A 20110-nucleotide genomic window follows, 5' to 3' on the forward strand; every position below is an offset into this window, starting at 1 on the left:
CCTCATAGCAGGCGCCACGTAGCTTTGAAAGTTTGCTCAGCTTGATTGTTTTTTATCCTTCACTGAATGACTGGGCCGCTGGCGGCGTAACAGTATTGATATGATCGGTATTGCGCAGCTCGAAACAACCGCGGCGACGATGAACGCCGTGTTATAGCCAAAGCGCTGCGCCATCGCACCCGCACCGATGCCGCCACCCATGCTGACGATTCCATCCATGCACTGGAACAGAGTAAAATCGACCCCCGCCTGCCGAGGGTCGGACCAGCCCATGAAACAGGCGTAAAGCGCAACGAAACCGATCGACATGACGCCAGAAGAGCTTGTCACAGCCACCATCATGACGATCCAATTCGCGGTTTCACGGTGAAGGCTAAACCACGCGAAGGCGCAGAGCAGAAGGATTTGGGCAGCAATCGACAGCGTCAGCACACGCGATGGCCCATATAGACGCACGAGAAGCCCCCCAAGCAGTGCACCGCCGAAACCGACAATCATGCTACCGGCTCCGTTGGATTTCCCTAATGTCGCCAGATCGAAGCCGTAATCCACAAGGAATGGTCCGAGCATCGCCAGCCCCCATTTTTGGGCTGCGACATAGACCGCTGCAATCATGAGGCCGCTGCGTATTTGAGGCCGCTTGAGTGCCAAGACAACGGAGGGTGTGCTATTACGGGTCTCTACTCTTGCTTTCGAGGCAGGCCCAAAAACGAATGGCAACGCCAGCAATAATAAAAGGCCCGCCATGACCAATGTCGCGGTATGCCACCCATAATAATCGACAAGGACAAGAAATAGGCCCGCGCCGATGGCGGAGCCGAGATAGGAACCTCCCACCTGAGCTGCGTTACCCCAGCCGTGATGTTCGGCGGCGAGTGCTTCGACTGCGTAACCGTCACAGGCGATGTCGACCGTTGCTGTGACGACTGCGACCCCGAACAGAATGGCAATTGCCATCATCACCGATGATGGACCCGTGAACGCAAGAACCACAAGCCCACATGCGCAAAGGACGACACCCGCACCCACGATGATCCGAGATCGGTTTTTTCCCACCCTTGGCAATCGGTAACGCTCTATATAGGGCGACCAGAGAAATTTGAGCGCCCATGGCAGAACGACCAGATAAAGAAGACCGATCTGGTCGAGCGGAAGGCCAGCCATTCTTAAAACGGCTGGAAGACCGAGAAACGTCAATCCGCCGATGATGCTTTGCCCGATATAGAGACCTCCCACCGCCATGAAAACGGCAATGGGCGACGGCCTCTCAGGTCCAAAATTTTGCCGCATCATCAAAAGCGATACTTGACGCTGGCAACGACTTTTCTGCCTTCGTCATAGTAGCAGAAACCTGTCGTGCAGACCTGTTTGACATCATTGAGCAGATTGGTGGCGTTGACCTGCAACTTGACGCCTTCGAGCGACGATATCGCTTTTCCGAGATCGTAGCGCAGCGATGCATCGACGAATGTTCGGGCTTCATTGTTGAGAACAGGCGTATGCTGATTGTCCCCGAAGCTGGAGCCGACATACCGCACACCGGCACCAATGCCGAGCCCTTCGAGGGTGCCACTCTGGAACTCGTAATCCGCCCACAGGGAGAAGGTATGGTAGGGCGTCGAATTCAGTTGGTTGCCCAAAGTCTCCGGGGTGAGCCGGGTGATTTCCACATCATTGTAGGAATAGGCGGCGATGGTGCTCCAGCCGTTGTCCAGCGAAGCGGTGGCTTCCAGTTCTATACCGCGTGACCGCAGATCGAGCTGGCGCAGCAGGTTCAGGCCCGAGGATGTTTCATAGACGGTGGCATTATCCTGATCGATGTTGAAGAAGGCAGCGCTGAACAAAGCGTTGTATTCAGGAAGGGCAAATTTGACGCCCAGCTCATATTGCTTGCCTTCCGTGGGCACGGCCTGTCCGGTGACGGAGCCGGTGGTAATGATGACACCAGGATTGGCGACGAAGGATGTACCGTAACTGACATAGGGCATAATGCCGTTGTCGAACACATAACCAAGACTTGCCCGGCCCGTGGTTTTGGCGTCATCACCTTCGTAGCTGGGTGCCGTGGCTCCGCCCACTGTCTGCGCGCGATATTCCGTATCCAGCCAGTCATGGCGAATGCCTGCCGTCAGCCGCCATGCATCGATCTCGATCTGGTCCTGCGCATAGATGCCGATGGTGTTCATGCGCTGCGTCAGCAAAAGGGATACGTCCGGCACATAGGTGAAACTGTCCGTGAAGGGCAGCGATCCACTGCCCTGCTTGGACGTATAGGACATGTGACTGAAATCCACGCCGGTCACCAATGTGTGTTTCGCCGGGCCGGTGTCGAACTCTGCCTTTATGAAGTTGTCGGCGGAGATGCCGTCATTATCCTCCAGGGTGATCCCGGGATAGCTGTCGAAAACCCATTGCTGGTCGGAAGAGAGCCCCGAATATCGCGCCTTGCTGTAAAAGGTGACATTGTCGTTCAGTTCGTGTTCGAACTCGTAACCGATGCGCCATTGCTTCTGGTCAAAGTCATTGAAGCGCTTGTCTCCGCCATATACCGGCGTGGCACCGATCGAGGTTCCGCTGGAACCGTAATTGTTGATATATCCCCATGTGCCGCCGGTGGTGCTGTCCATATATTCGCCGAGGATGTTCAGCTTGGTGCCATCGTCCGGTTGCCAGGTGATCGCTGGCGCAATGAACAGCCTGTCATCCTTGATAGCGCTCACCTCATTGCGGGCGTCGCGTGCCACGCCTGTCAGCCGATAGAGAACGCTTTTGTCCTCGGTAACGGCACCTGAGAGATCAAAAGCGGCCTGAACTCTGCCGAACGAGCCATATTGAACCTCGACTTCACGAAGGGTCTCCTCCGTTGGTCGCTTGGAGATGATATCCACAATGCCACCGGAGCTGCTGGCTCCGTATATCGACGCGGCAGGGCCACGCAGAATGGATATGGCTTCGACACCATAAGGCTCAAGGCGGGCGCTGCCATTGGGGCTCGATACCTGCCGCAAACCATCACGGAAGATGCCTGTCGTGGTCAAATCGATGCCTCGAACCTTGAAGGCATCGAAGCGCGGTTCGGCACCGTACTGGCCTGCGCGGACACCGGGTGTGTAACTGACGGCTTCCGTCAGGTTCTGTGGTTTGAGATCGTCCAGTTGCTTGCGGCTGACCATCGATACGGACTGTGCCGTTTCTGCAATCGGGGTATCGGTCTTGGTGGCAGTTCGTCCCGATTTGGCAACATAGCCATCGGTCTGCGCGATGCCCGCAACGCCATCTTCTCCAGCGCCCTGAACGACAATCGTTTCCAGAACCGTGGAGCCACTGGCGCTTGCTGCGGTTTGATGTCCCGACATTGAAGGATCGAAAATTTGAACGGTGTTGGCGCCGGTGATCGTAAAGCTCAAACCGGAGCCGGCAAGAATCTGGGTCACTGCGGCAGAAACGCTGAGAGGTCCCCGGACGCCTGATGTCGTTTTACCCTTGGTAATCGCGGAGGGGTAAAGCATACGTAAGTTGGCCTGACGCCCAAGCGTGAGAATGGCGCTTTCCAACGGCCCGGCAGGAACCGACAATGTGTTTGCTGCGGGTGCGGAAGCGACATTTTGAGCCTTGGCGCATGTCGCTCCAGACAAAGTCGCGACCGACAGTCCAATCATCGCGGTCGTTGTTAGCCAGAGCGGCTTACGCACCCTCTTCGCAAAAGTCATTTCATGTCCCTTCCACACCTGATCAGCAGTTCACTGCGCAACGGCGCAATGCGTTCTGCTGACCTAGAGTGAAAAGCGGCCCGACATCCTGACGTGGTTTTGCAAAAAAATTATTGGGAGCGGACGACAACCATAATGCCGGAGAGCCTAGTTACCGCGACAGGGAGATCGGCCTCCAGAATACGAAGCGCCTGATCGGTGTCCTTGAGATCGAAGATGCCGGAAACGTTCAGTCGCGCAGCCCGCTCATCCAGAACCACGATCCGGCCATGGCGATACTGCTCAAGGACTTTCAAAACCTCACGCAATGGCTGGCCGGAAAAAACGAGTTTACCCTCGCGCCAGGCCGTGTTGTTGGCAACGTCCTGTTTGGAGCGAAGCAGCTTTCCATCGATGTCGCGTGTAACGACATCGCCCGCGCCCAACAGTGCCGCACCGGCTTGCGTCGCCACCTCGACCTGACCTTCCTCCACCTGAACTTCCTGCGGCAACGAGCCGTTTTCGGCCCGCACGGAGTAATGGGTTCCAAGCGCTTTTGCCGTCAATCCATCGCTATCGACGATGAAGGGACGTTGCGGATTTTTCGTCACATCGAAGAAAGCCTCGCCACGCAGAAGAACGATGCGGCGCTCCCGCGCCGTATAACGAATCTGGATAGCCGCATCGGTGTTCAGCGCGACCTGCGTTCCGTCTCCCAGGGTAACGACACGGGTTTCACCGACAGCCGTGTAGTAATCCGCCTGCAAACGGTCGACCACACCGATCTGCTGGAACAGCAGAGCTGCCAAACCCAAAAGACAGATGACACCGAGGGTGATCGCAACGGCGCGGCCAGATCCAAGGCCCTTTCGATCAACAGGAAGGAGAATATGCACATCGCGCATATCACCCCACAGGCTTTTCATCTCGTCATAGGCCGAAGGATGCGAGGGATGCGATGCGAGCCATTGTTGAAACGCACTGTGATCCGCCTCCGTCGCATCGGATGACTGCATGCGCGCCACCCACAAGGCGGCCTCGTCGGCAAGACCATCGTCGGGTAGGTCGCTTTGTTTTTTGCGCATGGAAGGATCGCCGTTCTCGTATCGGATCAAGTGTCATCTTTATATAAAGAGTGAGAAAGACACGAGCGCCTGACGTTCTATCATAGATTTATTTTTGCGCGGGCTGCACGGCAGTGGAGTAGGGCTTTTATGATGTGCTTTTCCACCATATTTCGGGATATGCCGAGTCTGGCTGCGATTTCGCCATTGGAAAATCCATGAATGCGGCTCAGCACGAAAACCTGCTGGCAGCGTTTTGGCAAACTCTCAATCTCGCGCGCCATGATAATAAGATGTTGGCGTCCCGCGACAATTTGCTCTTGATCCGGCCTCTCACAGGGTATGGCAAGACCGTTTTCCAAGGGGGTCGACAGCGTACGGTCACGCGACTGCCGAATGATGGTTAATCGTGCAACAGATTTTGCGATCTGAAAAAGATACGCCCTCGGGTTTTCAATTAGGTTCGCTTGCGAGACCTGCAATGCGCGTAAAGCGGTCTCCTGCATTGCGTCGGCTGCGTCTTCTCGGTCTCGAAGGCGTTGACGGAAAAAGCGGTTCAACCGGCCCTCTTCCTCCGTCGTCAAAAGGTGCAGCAATGATCTACTCATAAACAGACTTCACTCGACGGCTGCGGTCGCCTAACGCGACCAACTGCCTCGATCTAAGCGCCATAATACATGATTATTATAATCATCTTTATAACGGGTTCAGCAATGAAGCTAGCCCAAAAAAGGCCACATCGAATCGCGACGTCGATCTGAGGGCCATCCCGTCAGACGGCCAGAAAGCCCCCGTCAACGCTCAGGACAGCGCCGTTGACCATCGCCGTATCTGGCGAAAGCAGCGCGGCGATCGTGCGCGCGACGTCTTCAACCTCGGCGAAGCGGCCGACTGGGTGGCGTACCATCATCGGCTGCGACTTGACCGGATCGCTCCAGGCGGCCATTGCGAGTTCGGTGAGTGTTATGGTCGGCGCGACGGCGTTGACGCGGATGCCGTGCGGGCCGAATTCTTTGGCGAAGACGCGCGTTGCACCTTCCAGCCCTGCTTTTGAGGCGGCGTAGCAGAGATGCTCGGCGAACCCGCGGTGCCCGGCGATGGAGGTGATGTTGACGATAGCCCCGCCGCCGCCAGCGGCAACACGCGCGCGGCCAAACTCCTGGCAGGTGATGAGGGCTGCGCGCAAGTTGATGCCCATGACGGCCTCGTAGCCCTCTTCCGTCATGTCGAAACTCGTTTCCAACACATTGATGCCAGCACTGTTGATGAGGAAATCCGCTGTTCCTGCCTGCGCCATGGCCCGGCGCGTCGCTGCCGGATCGGCGAGGTCAACGACAACCGAGCGACCGCCGATTTCAGCGCGCAGACTGTCGAGATCGGAGGCGGTGCGGCTGAGAGCGACGACTTCAGCCCCTCGCTCCGCCATGATTTTGGCACAGGCGCGGCCAATCCCTTTGCCGGCGCCGGTGATGATGACGGATTTGCCTGAAAACTGCATGATGTCTCCTCCAGATATGCGCTAGTTGCGGCGGGTTAGTGCGAGCCTGCTCTCAACAATGGCTCGATGTCATCGCGCACCTCGCGCGCAAGGTTTTGAATTTTAAGAAAGGCCTTGTAGCGTGCCTCATGCAGGGCCCGGGCGGGTCCAGAGGCTGGCTCGCTTCGACCGGCAAGGCTCGACATGGCGGGCATGGCTGCCTGTAAATCGGGATAGGTTCTCGCCGCAACGGCGGCCAGCATGGCAGAGCCGAGTAGAACCGGCTCTGGGCACGCCGTCACCTCAACAGCAATGCCAGTGGCATCCGCCAGAATCTGGCGGGTCAGCTTGTGGGTTCCGGCACCGCCCGATACCGAAATCGAGGAAACAGAAACACCATGTTCTGCCTGCGTGTCGATGATCTGGCGCAGGCCGTAGCCGAGACCGCAAAGGCCTGCGATATACAGCGCCACCAGATTTTCGGGACCGGTTTCCATTCCCAACCCCATAACGACCGCACGCGCTGAGGGATCGGCGAAGGGTGCGCGATTACCGAGAAACTCGGGAACGACGTTCAACTGACCAGCAAGAAACACCGCTTGTGATGGGTCGTCAACCGAGGCCAGTGCGCGCGCAGCCAGCCATTGCGGCAGACCTAAGCCCTCGCGCGCGGCCTCCTCCTGTGCCTTTTCTGCGTAGGGATGCAGGCTCAGCAACTGGTCGATTGCCGCGCCAGCAGCAGACTGGCCACCTTCGTTGAGCCACATGCCGGGCACCATGGCGGAGTAATACGGCCCCCAGACTCCCGGCACGGAAATTGGTTCTGACGTCGTGGTCATGGTGCAGGACGACGTGCCAAAGACATAACCGAGGCAGGCGGCGGGGTTTTCTGCTCCGCCTCGCGCTGCCACGGTGCCGATGCCACCCGCATGCGCATCGATCAGCCCTGCGGCGACGGCAATGCCGGGTCGCAAACCCATCTCTTGCGCCGCCTCAAGGGTCAGGCCCGCGCCAAGTGGAGTGCCGGGAGGAACGATGCGCTCCCCGATGCGTCTGAAGCCGTCTGCGGCGAGATCGTCCAGCCCAATGGCTTCGAAGTAGCTTTCGTCCCAGCGATCCTCATGAGCGAGATAAGTCCATTTGCAGGTGACCGTGCAGGATGAGCGCTCCAAAGCATCAGTCGCTTTCCAGGTCAGGAAGTCGGTCAGATCAAAGAAATTCCGGGCGCTTGAATAAATGTCAGGTCGGTTTTCTTTCAGCCAGAGCAGTTTCGGTGTTTGCATTTCCGGCGAGATGACGCCACCAACATAGGACAGGACGGTATGGCCCATCGCGTTGATCCGTCGGGCCTGCTCGATCGCGCGATGGTCCATCCAGACGATAATGTCGCGTTCCGGGTGCTGCAGATCGCCGACACCGCCAGCGGCACCCTCGACCACCAGCGAGCAGGTTGCATCGAAACCCAGCCCGGCAACGTAAGCCGGATCAATGCTAGCAGAGGCGACGGCATCGCGAACCGCAGCGCAGACAGCGTCCCATATTTGCGCGCTCGATTGCTCTACGTGGCCACTGTCGTCGCGGAATATCAGGATGTCATGCTTGGCAGAGGCCAGCAACGTGCCGACAGCATCGAAGACCCCGGCCCGCGCGGACGCGGTGCCGACATCAACGCCAATAAAAAATCCGTCCATGACATCCTCCACTTATTAAACTCGTCGCGCCATGTCCGAAGACCAGGCGCGACGACGCCTTTATCCGTTTAGACGCGGTCAAAATTGGTCGGCAACACCAGCATATCGCGGATCGTCACATTCCGATTGCGTGTCAGAATATATTCCACAGCATCAGCGACTTCCGACGGTTCAATGATGCTGCCCGACTCCTTTGCCTTGCGAAGATTTTCTTCCGGCCAATCTGCCAGTAGTGCCGACAGCACAGGGCCCGGAGAAACCTGAGAGACGCGCACCCCATGCGGAATCATCTGGCGGCGCATGGTCTGAACGAAGCAGGTGACAGCCCATTTGGAGCCAGCATAGACCGGCTCCCAATGGGTCGGGTAATGCCCAGCAATCGAACTGGTGACGATGATGTCGCCGGTCTTGCGTTCGCTCATATGCGGCACGACGGCATGAACGTTCTTCATGACAGCGTTGATATTGAGATTGAGCATACGGTCAATCTCTTCGGCTGTTGTTTCGGTGAGATCGCCACCGATATAGGTGCCAGCGTTGCAATAGAGGATGTCGATGTGATCGACCTTCGCGAGGATCTCCGGCACCATTGCGGCGCAGCTTTCCGCATCAAGCAGGTTAGTGACCTGAGGAATGGCGTTTTTGCCGAGCTTGGCGACAAGCTCATTCAGCGCCTTCTCGTTCCAGTCGACCATGACCACGGTGCAGCCATTTTCCAGCAGCTTTTCGGTGGTCGCTAGTCCGATGCCCGAGGCAGCGCCGGTGATGACGGCAATTTTGCCTTCCAGTGATTGAGCCATTTGGTTTCTCCTGTGATGTATGGTTGGGAGGTTTTAGGTCAGCGCCATTCGCGCGCGATATAGATGGCGAGAAGGATGATGAAACCGCGGATGATGTCCTGCAGATAGGGGTTGATGCCCATGAGATTCAGGCCGTTGTTGAGAATGCCGAGCAGCACCGCGCCGATCAGCGTCCCGAGGATCGAGCCGCGCCCGCCTGCAATCGCCGTACCGCCAAGAACGACGGCGGCGATGGCATCCAGTTCGAAACCAACACCCGCATTGGGCTGGCCAGACATCAGGCGACCGGTCAGGATGATGGCGGCGAGGCCAGCAGTGAGCCCTGAGAGGGCGTAGACGGCAAGCTTGATACGCCCGGTTTTGACGCCTGAGAGTTTCGCAGCCGTTTCATTGCCGCCGATGGCATAGACGTGGCGTCCGAAGGCGGTGCGTTCCAGCAGGACCCAAGCCAGTGCATAAACGATGACCATGGCAATCACCGGCACTGGAATGATACCGATGCGACCAACGCCGAACCAGGAAATCCACGAGGGCAAACCGGAGACGGGATAGCCGCCCGAATAGATCAGGCCTGCACCGCGGGCGATGCCCATCGCGGCAAGGGTAACGATGATGGCTGGCATCCGACCCCAGGCAACAAGAATACCGTTGAACAGCCCAAGCCCGATAGCTAGAGCGACACCGGCGAGCAAACCAGCCCAGCCCGGCATGCCGAAATGCACCATAAGCCCAGCCGCAATCGTGCCCGCCAGCGCCATGACCGCACCGACAGAAAGATCGATGCCGCCTGTCAGGATAACGAAGGTCATGCCGACGGCAAGAATGGCGACGATGGATACCTGTCTCAAAACATTGAGAATGTTCGAAACGGAAAAGAAGTTGTCCGAGGCAAAACCCATCAGCAATGAGACAACAATCAACCCTGCCAGTGGCAATGCCAGCGGCGAATGGATGATCGATTTCCAGATTGGCGTCGCGGCCTCTGCCTGAGCGCCGGTAATAGCGTCCGCATCATGCGACATGTCGTGTTCTCCCGGTTGTTGCGTGGGTCATTACCTCTTCGGAGGTGATTGCGTCGCCTTCCACGGTCGCGACGATGCCTCCCGAGCGGAAAACGCAGACTCTGTCGGACATGCCGATCACTTCCGGCAGCTCCGACGAAATCATGATGATGGAATAGCCGCGCGCGGTGAAATCGCGCATGAGCTGGTAAATCTCGGTTTTGGCCCCGACATCGATACCGCGTGTCGGCTCGTCAAAGATCAGCACTTTCATATTGTGGTTGATCCAGCGCGCGATCACGACCTTCTGCTGATTACCGCCTGAGAGAGTATCGACACGTACATGCGGGTTTGGCGCCTTAACGCGCACGCTCTGCATCGCCGCGCGTGTATCGCGTAGCTCGCGGCTGCGGTTGATGAAGAAATGGCCAAGAAGATATTTGCCGTAATTGTTGAGCGAGACGTTATGCAGAATGGGGAAACTGGTGATCAGCCCCTGTTCCTTACGGCTTTCGGGCAGAAGACCGATACCGGCAGCCAGCGCTTCGGAAGGGTCGGCAAAGCGTATCTCCACGCCATTCATCCGCAGCCTGCAGCGCGCGGCGGGATAGGCTCCAAGCATGGCCAGCGCCGTTTCCGTTCGACCGGAGCCTACCAGACCGGCAAAACCTAAAATTTCCCCTGCCCGCAATTGGAAACTGGAAACAGGGCCGCCTTTAGCGAGCTGGACTTCCTCGACATCGAGAACGACATTGGCGTCGGCAGAGACGACTGGCTTTGGCGGAAAACTGTTCTCGATCCGGCGTCCAACCATCATCTCGACAAGCCGCGACTGATCCACCTCGGTAACATCGCAGGAAGCGACATATTCTCCATCGCGAAGCACGGTGATGCGGTCGCATATCTCGAAGATTTCCTCCAGGTGATGCGAGATGAAGATGATGGCAACGCCCTGCGCGCGAAGGCTTCTCATCACCCGGAAAAGGTGCTCGACTTCGGCAGGCGTCAGCGTCGCCGTCGGCTCGTCCAGCACAAGGATACGGGCGTCGAGCGCCAGTGCCTTGGCAATTTCAACGAATTGCTGTTCCGCGACAGAAAGGCTGCGAATAGGTACGCCCAGCGGAATGGCGATGCCAAGCTGCTTCATGATATCGCCAGCACGCTTGCGCATAGCGGCGCGCTTCATGAAACCGAGGCCATTGACGAGTTCGCGCGCCAGAAACATGTTTTCGACCGCGTTCAGATAGGGAACCAGCGAAAACTCCTGAAAAACGACGCCGATGCCTGCATCGATGGCCTCGTTGTAGTCGGCGAACTGGCGTATCTCACCATTGATCCGGATTTCGCCTTCGCTGGGCTTGAGAATACCGCACAGGATTTTCATCAACGTCGATTTACCGGCACCGTTTTCGCCCAGGAGAGCATGAACTTCGCCCGCCTGCACGGTGAGATCGACGCCGTGCAAAACCTCGATTTTGCCGAAGCTTTTCTTGATGCCTCTGAGTTCGAGCATCGTTTCCTCCCGCAATTGAATGGATAGGGATCACCCCCGCCTTATGGCGAGGGTGACGCTCGGGAGGCGCTTACCAGCTGAAATCGGCAGCGTTTTCCTTGGTGACAGGGCGCACATCGATTGGGACTTCCTTCGGCACCACACGCGCACCCCACTTCTGGGCAAGCGCCATGGCAAGGCCGACACGCACCTGGTCGCGTGGGAACTGTGCCGTGGTCTGAACGAACTGCGTGCCATCGGCGATAGCCTTGACGGCCTCCGGTGCGCCATCGACCGAGGTCAGCTTGACGTCACGGCCAGAACCCTGAATGGCGGCCAGAGCGCCCATCGCGCCGCCGTCATTGACGGAGAAGATACCCTTCAGGTTAGGACGCGATTGCAACATGTTTTCGACGACTCCGAGAGCGACCGAGCGGTCCTGACGGCCGTTTTGTGTATCGACCAGCTTGATACCCTTGAATTCGGCAAGGGCTTCCTTGCAGCCTTCGACACGCTGCAGGATCGGCACGACAGGGATGCCGTCGAGGATCGCAACTTCACCCTCCCCGTTAATGGCCTTGCCGAGTGCCTGGCATGACTGGTAACCGGCATCCTTGTTTTTCGATCCGACGAACGTATCAACCGGACCGTTGGCATTGGCATCCACTGCAACGACAATGACGTTCTGCGCCTTCGCCGCCTGCACTGCAGCTTCAACGCCAGCGGAGTCGGTTGGGTTGAGAAGCAGGATGTCGATTTTCTGCTGCAGCATGTCCTCAACATCGGAAATCTGCTTGGCGACGTCATGTGCGGCATCGGTGACGATCACCTGTGCACCGATGGATTTGGCTGCCTCATCCAGCGCTTCCTTCATCGATACGAAATACGGATTGTTCATTTCCTGAAAGGTCATGCCGATCTTGAGCTTGGCATCCTGCGCAAGAGCCGAACTTGCCGCCAGTGTAGCTACGGCAATCGACAACGCGGTCAGTGTCTTTTTCATCCCGGTTTCCTCCCTTTGGACGACGACAGGCAAAGCCTGTCCGTTTCCGGAAAGCACCACGCTTCCCGAATTGCTGTTCCCCGCGAAGGGGGTATGGACATGTTTCGTTTATCCCGCGGCTTTGAAGGCTCCGTTGGCGTTGAAAGTGGCGCGGAATTGCGAGGGCGGCATTCCCTTCAGTTTCTGAAAATGCCGGTTGAAGTTAGACAAATTCGAAAAGCCGATCTCGTAGCAAATTTCGGCAATTTTCGTTTCGGGCCGGGTCAACAGCGCCAGGCAGGCGAGATCGACCCGGAGTTGATTGCGGTAGCGAACCAATGTCGTACCGGTGTGCCGTTTGAAGGCCCGAGAAAACGAACTTGGGCTGTGGCCGACCATCTCGGCCAGATCGCGCTCATCAATGTCGTCGGTCAAATGTTCGCGCAGATAGGCGATCGCGCGGTTGACACCGCATTCATGGATGTTCGACAGATCGAGTTCATAACTCAAGCTGGCCAGAACTTCCGGTTCCGGCGCGGTGGCCAGCACATCGAGTATTTCCCAGAACAGGGCCAATCGCTTGAGACCGCGTGTTTCAATCAGCGTCTCGATCAGCGGTCGCACCGCATCGCTGGTGCCCTTGTCGAACAACAAGCCACGGCGACTACGCTCCAACAGCGGAGAAATTGCCTCCATCTCCACCATGCTGCCAATGCTGTCCTCGACGAACTTCTGAGGGAACTGGATGATCAGTGAGCGCGCAGGCACAATCTCATCCGGCTCAATCTCGGAAATCCAGTTTTGTGGCAGGTTGGGGCCGGTAACGATCAACTGCCCCGGTTCAAAGCGGCCTATATGATCGCCGATATAGAAGCGGCCAGAGGTCGCTACGACCAAATGTATCTCGTATTCAGGATGATAGTGCCAGCGAACGGTGCGAAATGGATAGCCATGCGTCCATGCGGCAAAGGATTCGCCTTTGCGGATATGGACGAGTTCCAGATCGGGTTGCACAGCGTCTCCTCCTACCGAGCGCGAAAAACGACTGACCAAAAATGCAAACCTCCGATTTCGCATATTCAGTCAACGGGAGGATATTAAGCACTGATTTTCCTGCGCATCTACATCATCGCGGAGTTTAAGCTGATACTTTTTTGACGCTGCACTGCGCAATAACGTGATGGTGATGGAGTGTTGAATGTTAAGGCAAATGCGGACGACCCAATATTGCTACGGCTTTAAAAGGCCATCAGCGGTAGAGTTAAAAAACGTCTCCAGTTATTTGTCCGTAACGCCCGAGCGGCTGCCGATCTTGAGCACTAAGTTTGTTTATTTATTAAATTAATTATTGACCGACGGGTACTTTTTTGATTTTTATAGCCTCGCGTCAGGTCGTGGGACCCTGGCAGGAGGAGATCACATATGAATTCGACACTGCAGTTTCTGCCGACGTCTCGTCGTCGCTTTCTTCAGGGTACGGGCGCAGCCATTGCTTCCGCCGCGCTCTCGGCACCGGCCATTGCGCAGAGCAAACAACTAACCATCATTTCAAACCGTGGCAATGCGGATCAGCGCAAGGCGTTGGAGAGCATTGCCAAGGCGTTTGGTGATGCCAATGGCGTAACCGTGACCGTCAACAATATGGATCACGAGGCGCATAAGACCGCCATTCGCAATTATCTCGTGGCAAGCCCGCCGGATGTCTGCTTCTGGTTTTCCGGCAGCCGCATGCGCAGCTTCGTGGAAAAGGGCCTGTTCGAGGACATCTCCGATCTGGTTCAGCGCGAAAAATATGCCGATGTTCTCGGCGCGACGCTCGGCTCGGTTACCGTAGATGGCAAGCAATATGGGCTGCCGACCGGTGGGATTCTATGGGGTCTCTACTATCGTCAGGATACGTTCGACCAGTTCGGTCTGAGCGTTCCCAAAACATTCGATGACTTCTTCACACTGGCCGAACAGTCCAAGAAAGCCGGTATCATTCCGATGAGCATGGGCACCAAGGACCAGTGGCCTTGCGGCGGATGGTTCGACCATATGAACCTGCGCATCAACGGTCTTCAGCACCATATGGACCTTATGGCAGGCAAGGTGAAATACACCGATCCGTCGCTCACAGAAGTGTTCGACAAGTGGGAACAGCTGATCAAGGCTGATTTCTTCACGCCAAACGGCACCTCCTTCGCGTGGGACCCCGCAGCCGCCTCGCTGGTCCAGAAGAAGGCAGCGATGATGGATCTCGGCAATTTCATCAAATACGCCTTCCCGCCGGAAGACCTTCAGCATGTGCGCTTCGCGCCCTTCCCGACCATCAAGGCAGGCGTCGAGCAGTTCGAGGATTTCTCGGTGGATTCGATCCACATGCCATCCGGTTCGAAAAACAAGGAATTGGCGCGCGAATTCCTCGCCTTCTTCTACAAGCCGGAAAATCTCAGCGCCTATCTCTCCCCGGAAGGCAATGTGCCTGCCCGCAGCGACTGCACGATCGGTGACGATCCGATCCTGAAAATGGCGGTCGAGGAGATGAAGAAGGTGAAGGGCACAGCGCAATATTACGACCGTGACAGCGACCCGGATCTGGCACTGGCAGGCCTCAAGGGCTTCCAGGAATTCATGGTCAAGCCGGATCGCCGTGAGCAGATTCTCACGCAGATCGAGCGGACGCGCCAGCGCATCCACGGCTAAGTTCCGCCTGAACACCAAACGGGAGGCGGTGACGCCTCCCCTCCTCATCGACAGGATGGTCTCATGTCTATCTGGTGGCGCCGCCATCGCAACTGGCTGACGCCTGCGCTTCTTCTTGCGCCGGGTCTAATCCTTTTTCTGGTCGTCATCGTCGCATCGTCGATCGAGACGTTCTGGATTTCCTTTCATGAATGGGACGGTATGGGGGCGAAAACCTGGGTCGGCCTGGCGAACTATGCCGAGCTGATCGATGATCCGCAGTTTTACATCTCGTTGAAAAACAATGCGATCTGGCTGGTCATGTTCCTACTGGCGCCACCCATGGGTCTGGCAATTGCGCTTCTGGTGAACCAGAAGATCGCCGGCATGCGCATCGTCAAGTCGCTGTTTTTCATGCCGCTGGTGCTGGCGGCGGTCACGGTCGGCGTTATTTTCGGCTGGTTCTACGATCCGACTTTCGGCCTTTTGGCCATCATATATCAGGCCTTTGGAGCCACGGCACCGGCACTTTTGTCCGACGAAAACCTCGTGACCTTCGCCGTCGTCATCGCGGCACTGTGGCCGCAGGTGGCCTTCTGCATGGTGCTTTTCCTGGCTGGGCTCAACAATCTCGATGAGGAAATGATCGGCGCGGGACGGGTCGATGGCGCGCGCGGCTGGCCGATGTTGCGGCATATCGTTTTGCCACAACTGACGCAGGTCGCTTTCATCGCGGTCGCTATTACGGTTGTCGGCGCGCTGCGCTCCTTCGATGCGATTTCCGTCATGACTGCGGGTGGCCCATTTGGTTCATCCACCGTGCTGGCTTACCAAATGTACGAGCAGTCGATCTTCTCATACCGCTTCGGCTATGGCGCGGCGATTGCGACGGTCCTTTTCCTCATCATGTCCATATTCATCGCATGGTATCTGCGCGGCCTCGTTAAGGCCGAGAAGGGAGCGTGATCTGATGTATCCACGTCCTATTCCCGAAAACAAACCCGCCGCTCGCATTGCCTATATGGCCATGGTCTGCGTGATCCTCGCGCTCTGGCTCCTGCCACTGTTCGCCGTCATCATGACATCCTTCCGGTCGTTCGATGATGTCATGGCAGGCAACTACTGGGGCTGGCCGACAAAGTTCAGCCTCACCGACAATTATGTTGCCGTGTTCCAGCAGACGAAGATGCTGCGCTACTTCGCCAACAGCATGATCATCACCATTCCCTCGGTGATCATGGTGCTGATCTTCTCGACGCTGACCGGCTATGTGCTCTCGCGCTACCGCTTTCGTGGTTCGATGGTGCTGTTCACGCTGTTCGTCGGCGGCAACTTTCTGCCGCAACAGGTGATGATGATCCCGATCCGCGATCTGATGGTGTGGGCCGGACTCTACGATACCTACTGGGCGCTGATGATATTCCACATTGCCTTCCAGACCGGCTTTGCGACGCTCTTCATGCGCAACTTCATCGCGGCCCTTCCCGATGAGCTGTTTCAGGCAGCCCGCGCCGAAGGTGCGTCACCCTGGCAAACGCTGATCCATATCGTCGTGCCACTGGTGCGGCCTGCATTGGCGGCACTTGCCATCCTCACCTTCACCTTCATCTGGAACGATTATTTCTGGGCGCTGGTGCTGACGCAAAGCGATGCCATCAAGCCCGTGACCGCTGGCCTTTCCAACCTCAAGGGCGAATGGGTCTCGGCATGGAACATCGTGTCGGCCGCAACGATCTTCGTCGCTGTGCCGCCCGTCGTGATGTTCTTCCTGATGCAGAAGCACTTCGTTTCCGGCCTGACCATGGGAGCCGTCAAAGGATGACCGCCTCCGCACGCCGCACCAACCCACTCTCACCGAGCAGCAAGGATACGACTGACATGAGCAGCGTCGAAATCCTCAACGTCCAGAAGCATTACACCAGCTTCCACGCCTTGAAGAACATCAACCTGACCATCGAAAAAGGCGAGTTCATCGTCATGGTCGGTCCCTCCGGCTGCGGCAAGTCCACGCTGCTGAAGACCATTGCCGGTCTGGAGACGATTTCCTCCGGCAAACTGATGATCAATGGCCGGGATGTAACCAAGGAAGAACCGGGTGATCGCGGCATCGCCATGGTGTTCCAATCCTACGCGCTTTATCCGCACATGACCGTTGCCGAAAACATGGGTTTTGGCCTGCGCATGGCAAAGCGCCCGAAAGCGGAAATCGATGCGGCGGTGAAACGCGCCGCCGGTATTTTGCGCATCACCGAACAGCTCGACAAATTGCCGAAGCAATTGTCCGGCGGCCAGCGCCAGCGCGTGGCCATTGGTCGGGCGATCACCCGTTCGCCGGAAGTGTTCCTGTTCGATGAGCCGCTGTCGAACCTCGACGCTGCCCTGCGCACCCAGATGCGCGTCGAACTATCGACCCTGCATGCCGAACTCGGCTCGACGATGATCTATGTGACCCATGATCAGGTGGAAGCCATGACCATGGCCAGCCGCATCGTCGTTCTCAACAAGGGTGAGATCGAGCAGGTCGGCTCTCCGCTGGAGCTTTACGCCAACCCGAAGAACCATTTCGTTGCGGGCTTTCTCGGCGCGCCGCGCATGAACTTCTTCGAAGGCAAGGTCATCAGAGCCGAGCAAGGCGTTGCAGTCGTCTCCTTTGCCGGTCTTGAAGAACTGCGCGTCCCCCTGAACGGCGACGCGTCGGTGAAGGCAGGTGACACGGTAACGCTGGGCGTGCGGCCAGAGCGGCTGCACACGCAGGATGCCGACGCTTCGCTCGTAACTTTCGACGCGAAGGTACGACTTGTCGAGCATCTGGGCCGTGAAACCATTGTCCATGCCGATGCCTCACCGCTGATGGCTGTCGGCTCCGACACCGGCACGCACAATGTCACGATCCAGCTCGGCAAGGTCGTGCCCTTCGATGTCGGCTCATCCATCCGCGTCGGGTTTTCCCTTGATGACTGCTACCTCTTCGGCCCCGATGGCAAAACGCTCACACTTCCCAAGCCTGTGACCAAAAAGTAAAACTGGAGTTTCCACGATGAAACGGACGAAACCTGCGCCGCTATCGGCCTGGCGCACCCTTAACCTTGACGATTTTTTGCTCGGTGTGCCGCATTATCCTGAGCATGTGGACGAAAGCTACTGGCAGCGCGATGCCGACCGGATGAAGGAAGCGGGCTTCAATGCCGTGCGCATGGGTGAATTCGCATGGCACATCTGGGAGCCCTATGAGGGCAAGTTCGATTTCGATCTGTTCGACCGTGCCATCGAAGGCCTTGGCAAGACCGGCATCAACACCATTCTGTGCACACCCACAGCAACACCTCCCCGCTGGATGAGCATGAATTATCCCGAAATCCTGCGTGTCGATCGCAAGGGGCGTCGCGCAAGCCACGGCTCGCGCCAGCATGGCGATACCACCAGCCCGGTGCTGCGCCAGCACGGCCGCCGCATTACCAAGGCGATGGCCGAGCATTACAAGGACAATCCTTACGTCATCGGCTGGCAGACGGACAATGAACTGAATACCACAGAGTCGGAATCCTTCTCCGATTCCGCAACGCTGGCGTTCCGCAATTTCCTGCGCCACAAGTATGAGAGCATCGACGCGCTGAACTTCGCATGGGGCGGCCATTTCTGGGCGACATCCTACGATAATTTCGATCAGGTCGTGCTGCCTTACCCGATGGCCCCTTCCTATCTCAGCCCCGGCCATGTGCAGGATTATCATCGCTTTCTGGCCACGGCGACTGCGACGTTCCAGCGCGATCAGGTGGAAATCCTGCGCGCGACGAACCCCGACTTGTTCATCTTCCACAATCTCGGCAATCTCACCGACATCGATTTCCGTGGTGAGTTCGGCCAAGACCTCGATTTCATTGGCTTCGATATCTACCCGATGCTCTATGACGAGTTTCGTCGCAACGGTGGACATGGTGCCACGCAGGCATTGAAGCTCGATCTTTGCCGCAGCTATACCGGCAACTTCATCGTGCCAGAACAGGCGTCTGGCTTGGGCAGCCAGCCAGCCTTCACCACCATGACGCCGGAACCGGGCGAAATGCGGCGCATGGCACTGTCATCCGTCTCGCGTGGGGCCGATGGCCTGATGTTCTTCCGCTGGCGTCCTGCGCATTTCGGTGCGGAAATCTACTGGATGGGCCTGATCGACCACGATGATGTCGGGCGGCGCCGTTTCGAGGAAGCAAAGCAGTTCGCTCGCGATATAGCCAAGATCAAGGACAAGCTGCTCGGCACATCCGTGCATATGGACCTTGGCATTGCCGGTGCGGACTTCGACAATCAGGAAGCGCACAAGACCTACCCCATTGGCCTGCCATCCCCGCAGGACGACGCCACGCTTCTGCACCGCCATTGCTATGAGCGCGGTATTTCCTGTGGTTTCATCCATCCCGAAGACGATCTGTCCCGTCTAAAGGCGCTCTACATTCCCCATTGGGTCATGTGGAACCAGGAATGGACCGCCAATGTCGAGGCCTTTGTCGAGGCCGGTGGCACGCTGATCGTCGGCGCCATGACCGGCACACGCGACATCAACAACCACATCATCCGCGAACTTGCACCGGGCGGTGCACTCGCCAAACTCTGCGGCGTTCGCGTTGAAGAATTCGGGCGCATCACGGCGAAGGACGGCGACGGCCTCTTCCAGAAGAAGGGCGTAGAGGACGGTCATTATGTACCCACACACATTCTCCCTTCCTCCTCGGCCTTCCGCAAATATACGATCGACATCGGTGGACGCACCATCGAGGCGGAGCATCTCTACGAGCTGCTGGAACTCGACAGCGACGTCGAAACCATCGCCACATGGTCCAACCGCTTTGCAAAGGGCCGTGCGGCAGCCACGCTCCGCAAGGTCGGCAAGGGTCAGGTCATCTATCTCGCAACCTACCTCACCGATAAACTTGTGGATGTATTGGACGAGGTCGTGCTGGCAAAAGCCGATATCGAGCCGCTGATCGCGGATTTGCCGGAAGGCGTGGAAGTGGTGATGCGCACGGCAGAGGACCGCAAGCTGCTGTTCGTTCTGAACACGCTTGAGACCGAACAGAAGCTCAGCAATCTTGCGTCAGGCAAGGATTTGCTGACCGGCACCGACGTCTCCGGTGAGCATACGCTCGAAGCCTATGGCTGCCTCGTTATAGAGCTTGGCTGACCCAAGCCCATAAGGTTCTCCCAGAGGGGGGTGTAAATCCCCCGAAACGAGCGGCGAAGTTGTCACAAGCACCT

General features: G+C 57.4%; 16 protein-coding genes. 5 read left to right on the top strand and 11 right to left on the bottom strand.

Annotated features, from left to right (window positions below; translation table 11 throughout):
* Positions 1 to 36 precede the first annotated feature (36 nt).
* From ABUK73_RS12705 to ABUK73_RS12755, 11 genes are all read right to left on the bottom strand, one after another.
* Entirely contained in the window at positions 37 to 1293 is a 1257-nt protein-coding gene (locus tag ABUK73_RS12705; RefSeq protein ID WP_353577596.1) for an MFS transporter, read from the bottom strand.
* Positions 1293 to 3710 carry a TonB-dependent siderophore receptor gene (locus ABUK73_RS12710; RefSeq protein ID WP_353577597.1) on the bottom strand — a complete coding sequence of 806 codons (2418 nt, stop codon included), beginning with the start codon at positions 3708 to 3710 and terminating at the stop codon, positions 1293 to 1295. Before ABUK73_RS12710 ends, ABUK73_RS12705 begins: the two co-directional genes overlap by 1 nt.
* 110 nt (positions 3711 to 3820) lie before the next feature.
* Positions 3821 to 4774 carry a FecR family protein gene (locus ABUK73_RS12715; protein WP_353577598.1) on the bottom strand — a complete coding sequence of 318 codons (954 nt, stop codon included), beginning with the start codon at positions 4772 to 4774 and terminating at the stop codon, positions 3821 to 3823.
* A gap of 80 nt (positions 4775 to 4854) precedes the next feature.
* On the bottom strand, positions 4855 to 5361 hold the full coding sequence (locus ABUK73_RS12720) for an RNA polymerase sigma factor (protein WP_353577599.1): 507 nt from the start codon (positions 5359 to 5361) through the stop codon (positions 4855 to 4857).
* Positions 5362 to 5525: 164 nt separating this feature from the next.
* A complete protein-coding gene (locus ABUK73_RS12725; RefSeq protein ID WP_353577600.1) occupies positions 5526 to 6251 on the bottom strand; it encodes an SDR family oxidoreductase in 726 nt (241 codons plus the stop codon).
* A gap of 35 nt (positions 6252 to 6286) precedes the next feature.
* On the bottom strand, positions 6287 to 7921 hold the full coding sequence (locus ABUK73_RS12730; RefSeq protein WP_353577601.1) for an FGGY-family carbohydrate kinase: 1635 nt from the start codon (positions 7919 to 7921) through the stop codon (positions 6287 to 6289).
* Between the two features lie 68 nt (positions 7922 to 7989).
* Positions 7990 to 8721 (bottom strand): SDR family oxidoreductase, encoded by a 732-nt coding sequence (locus tag ABUK73_RS12735; protein ID WP_113085825.1) that lies wholly within the window; start codon positions 8719 to 8721, stop codon positions 7990 to 7992.
* Positions 8722 to 8759: 38 nt separating this feature from the next.
* A complete protein-coding gene (locus ABUK73_RS12740) occupies positions 8760 to 9743 on the bottom strand; it encodes an ABC transporter permease (protein ID WP_353577602.1) in 984 nt (327 codons plus the stop codon).
* Positions 9733 to 11235 (bottom strand): sugar ABC transporter ATP-binding protein, encoded by a 1503-nt coding sequence (locus tag ABUK73_RS12745; protein WP_353577603.1) that lies wholly within the window; start codon positions 11233 to 11235, stop codon positions 9733 to 9735. Before ABUK73_RS12745 ends, ABUK73_RS12740 begins: the two co-directional genes overlap by 11 nt.
* A 70-nt stretch (positions 11236 to 11305) precedes the next feature.
* Positions 11306 to 12217, bottom strand: a complete 912-nt coding sequence (locus ABUK73_RS12750) for an ABC transporter substrate-binding protein (protein ID WP_353577604.1) — start codon at positions 12215 to 12217, stop codon at positions 11306 to 11308.
* Positions 12218 to 12325: 108 nt separating this feature from the next.
* Positions 12326 to 13210 (bottom strand): AraC family transcriptional regulator, encoded by an 885-nt coding sequence (locus ABUK73_RS12755; RefSeq protein WP_353577605.1) that lies wholly within the window; start codon positions 13208 to 13210, stop codon positions 12326 to 12328.
* Positions 13211 to 13618: 408 nt separating this feature from the next.
* On the opposite strand from ABUK73_RS12755, the gene ABUK73_RS12760 reads away from it, so the two are divergent.
* The 5 genes from ABUK73_RS12760 to ABUK73_RS12780 all read left to right on the top strand — a co-directional run bounded on the left by ABUK73_RS12760 (position 13619) and on the right by ABUK73_RS12780 (position 20036).
* Positions 13619 to 14881: an ABC transporter substrate-binding protein gene (locus tag ABUK73_RS12760; protein WP_353577606.1), complete on the top strand. Its 1263-nt coding sequence runs from the start codon at positions 13619 to 13621 to the stop codon at positions 14879 to 14881.
* 63 nt (positions 14882 to 14944) lie between these two features.
* Positions 14945 to 15826, top strand: coding sequence for a carbohydrate ABC transporter permease (locus tag ABUK73_RS12765; RefSeq protein ID WP_353577607.1), 882 nt, complete (start codon positions 14945 to 14947; stop codon positions 15824 to 15826).
* A 4-nt stretch (positions 15827 to 15830) separates the two neighbouring features.
* Positions 15831 to 16682, top strand: coding sequence for a carbohydrate ABC transporter permease (locus tag ABUK73_RS12770; protein ID WP_353577608.1), 852 nt, complete (start codon positions 15831 to 15833; stop codon positions 16680 to 16682).
* A 56-nt stretch (positions 16683 to 16738) separates the two neighbouring features.
* Positions 16739 to 17881, top strand: a complete 1143-nt coding sequence (locus ABUK73_RS12775; RefSeq protein ID WP_353577761.1) for an ABC transporter ATP-binding protein — start codon at positions 16739 to 16741, stop codon at positions 17879 to 17881.
* Between the two features lie 16 nt (positions 17882 to 17897).
* Complete coding sequence (locus ABUK73_RS12780) at positions 17898 to 20036, top strand: beta-galactosidase (RefSeq protein WP_353577609.1); 2139 nt, start codon at positions 17898 to 17900, stop codon at positions 20034 to 20036.
* Positions 20037 to 20110 lie beyond the last annotated feature (74 nt).

The organism is Agrobacterium vacciniicorymbosi (genome assembly GCF_040427045.1).
Lineage (GTDB): Bacteria > Pseudomonadota > Alphaproteobacteria > Rhizobiales > Rhizobiaceae > Agrobacterium.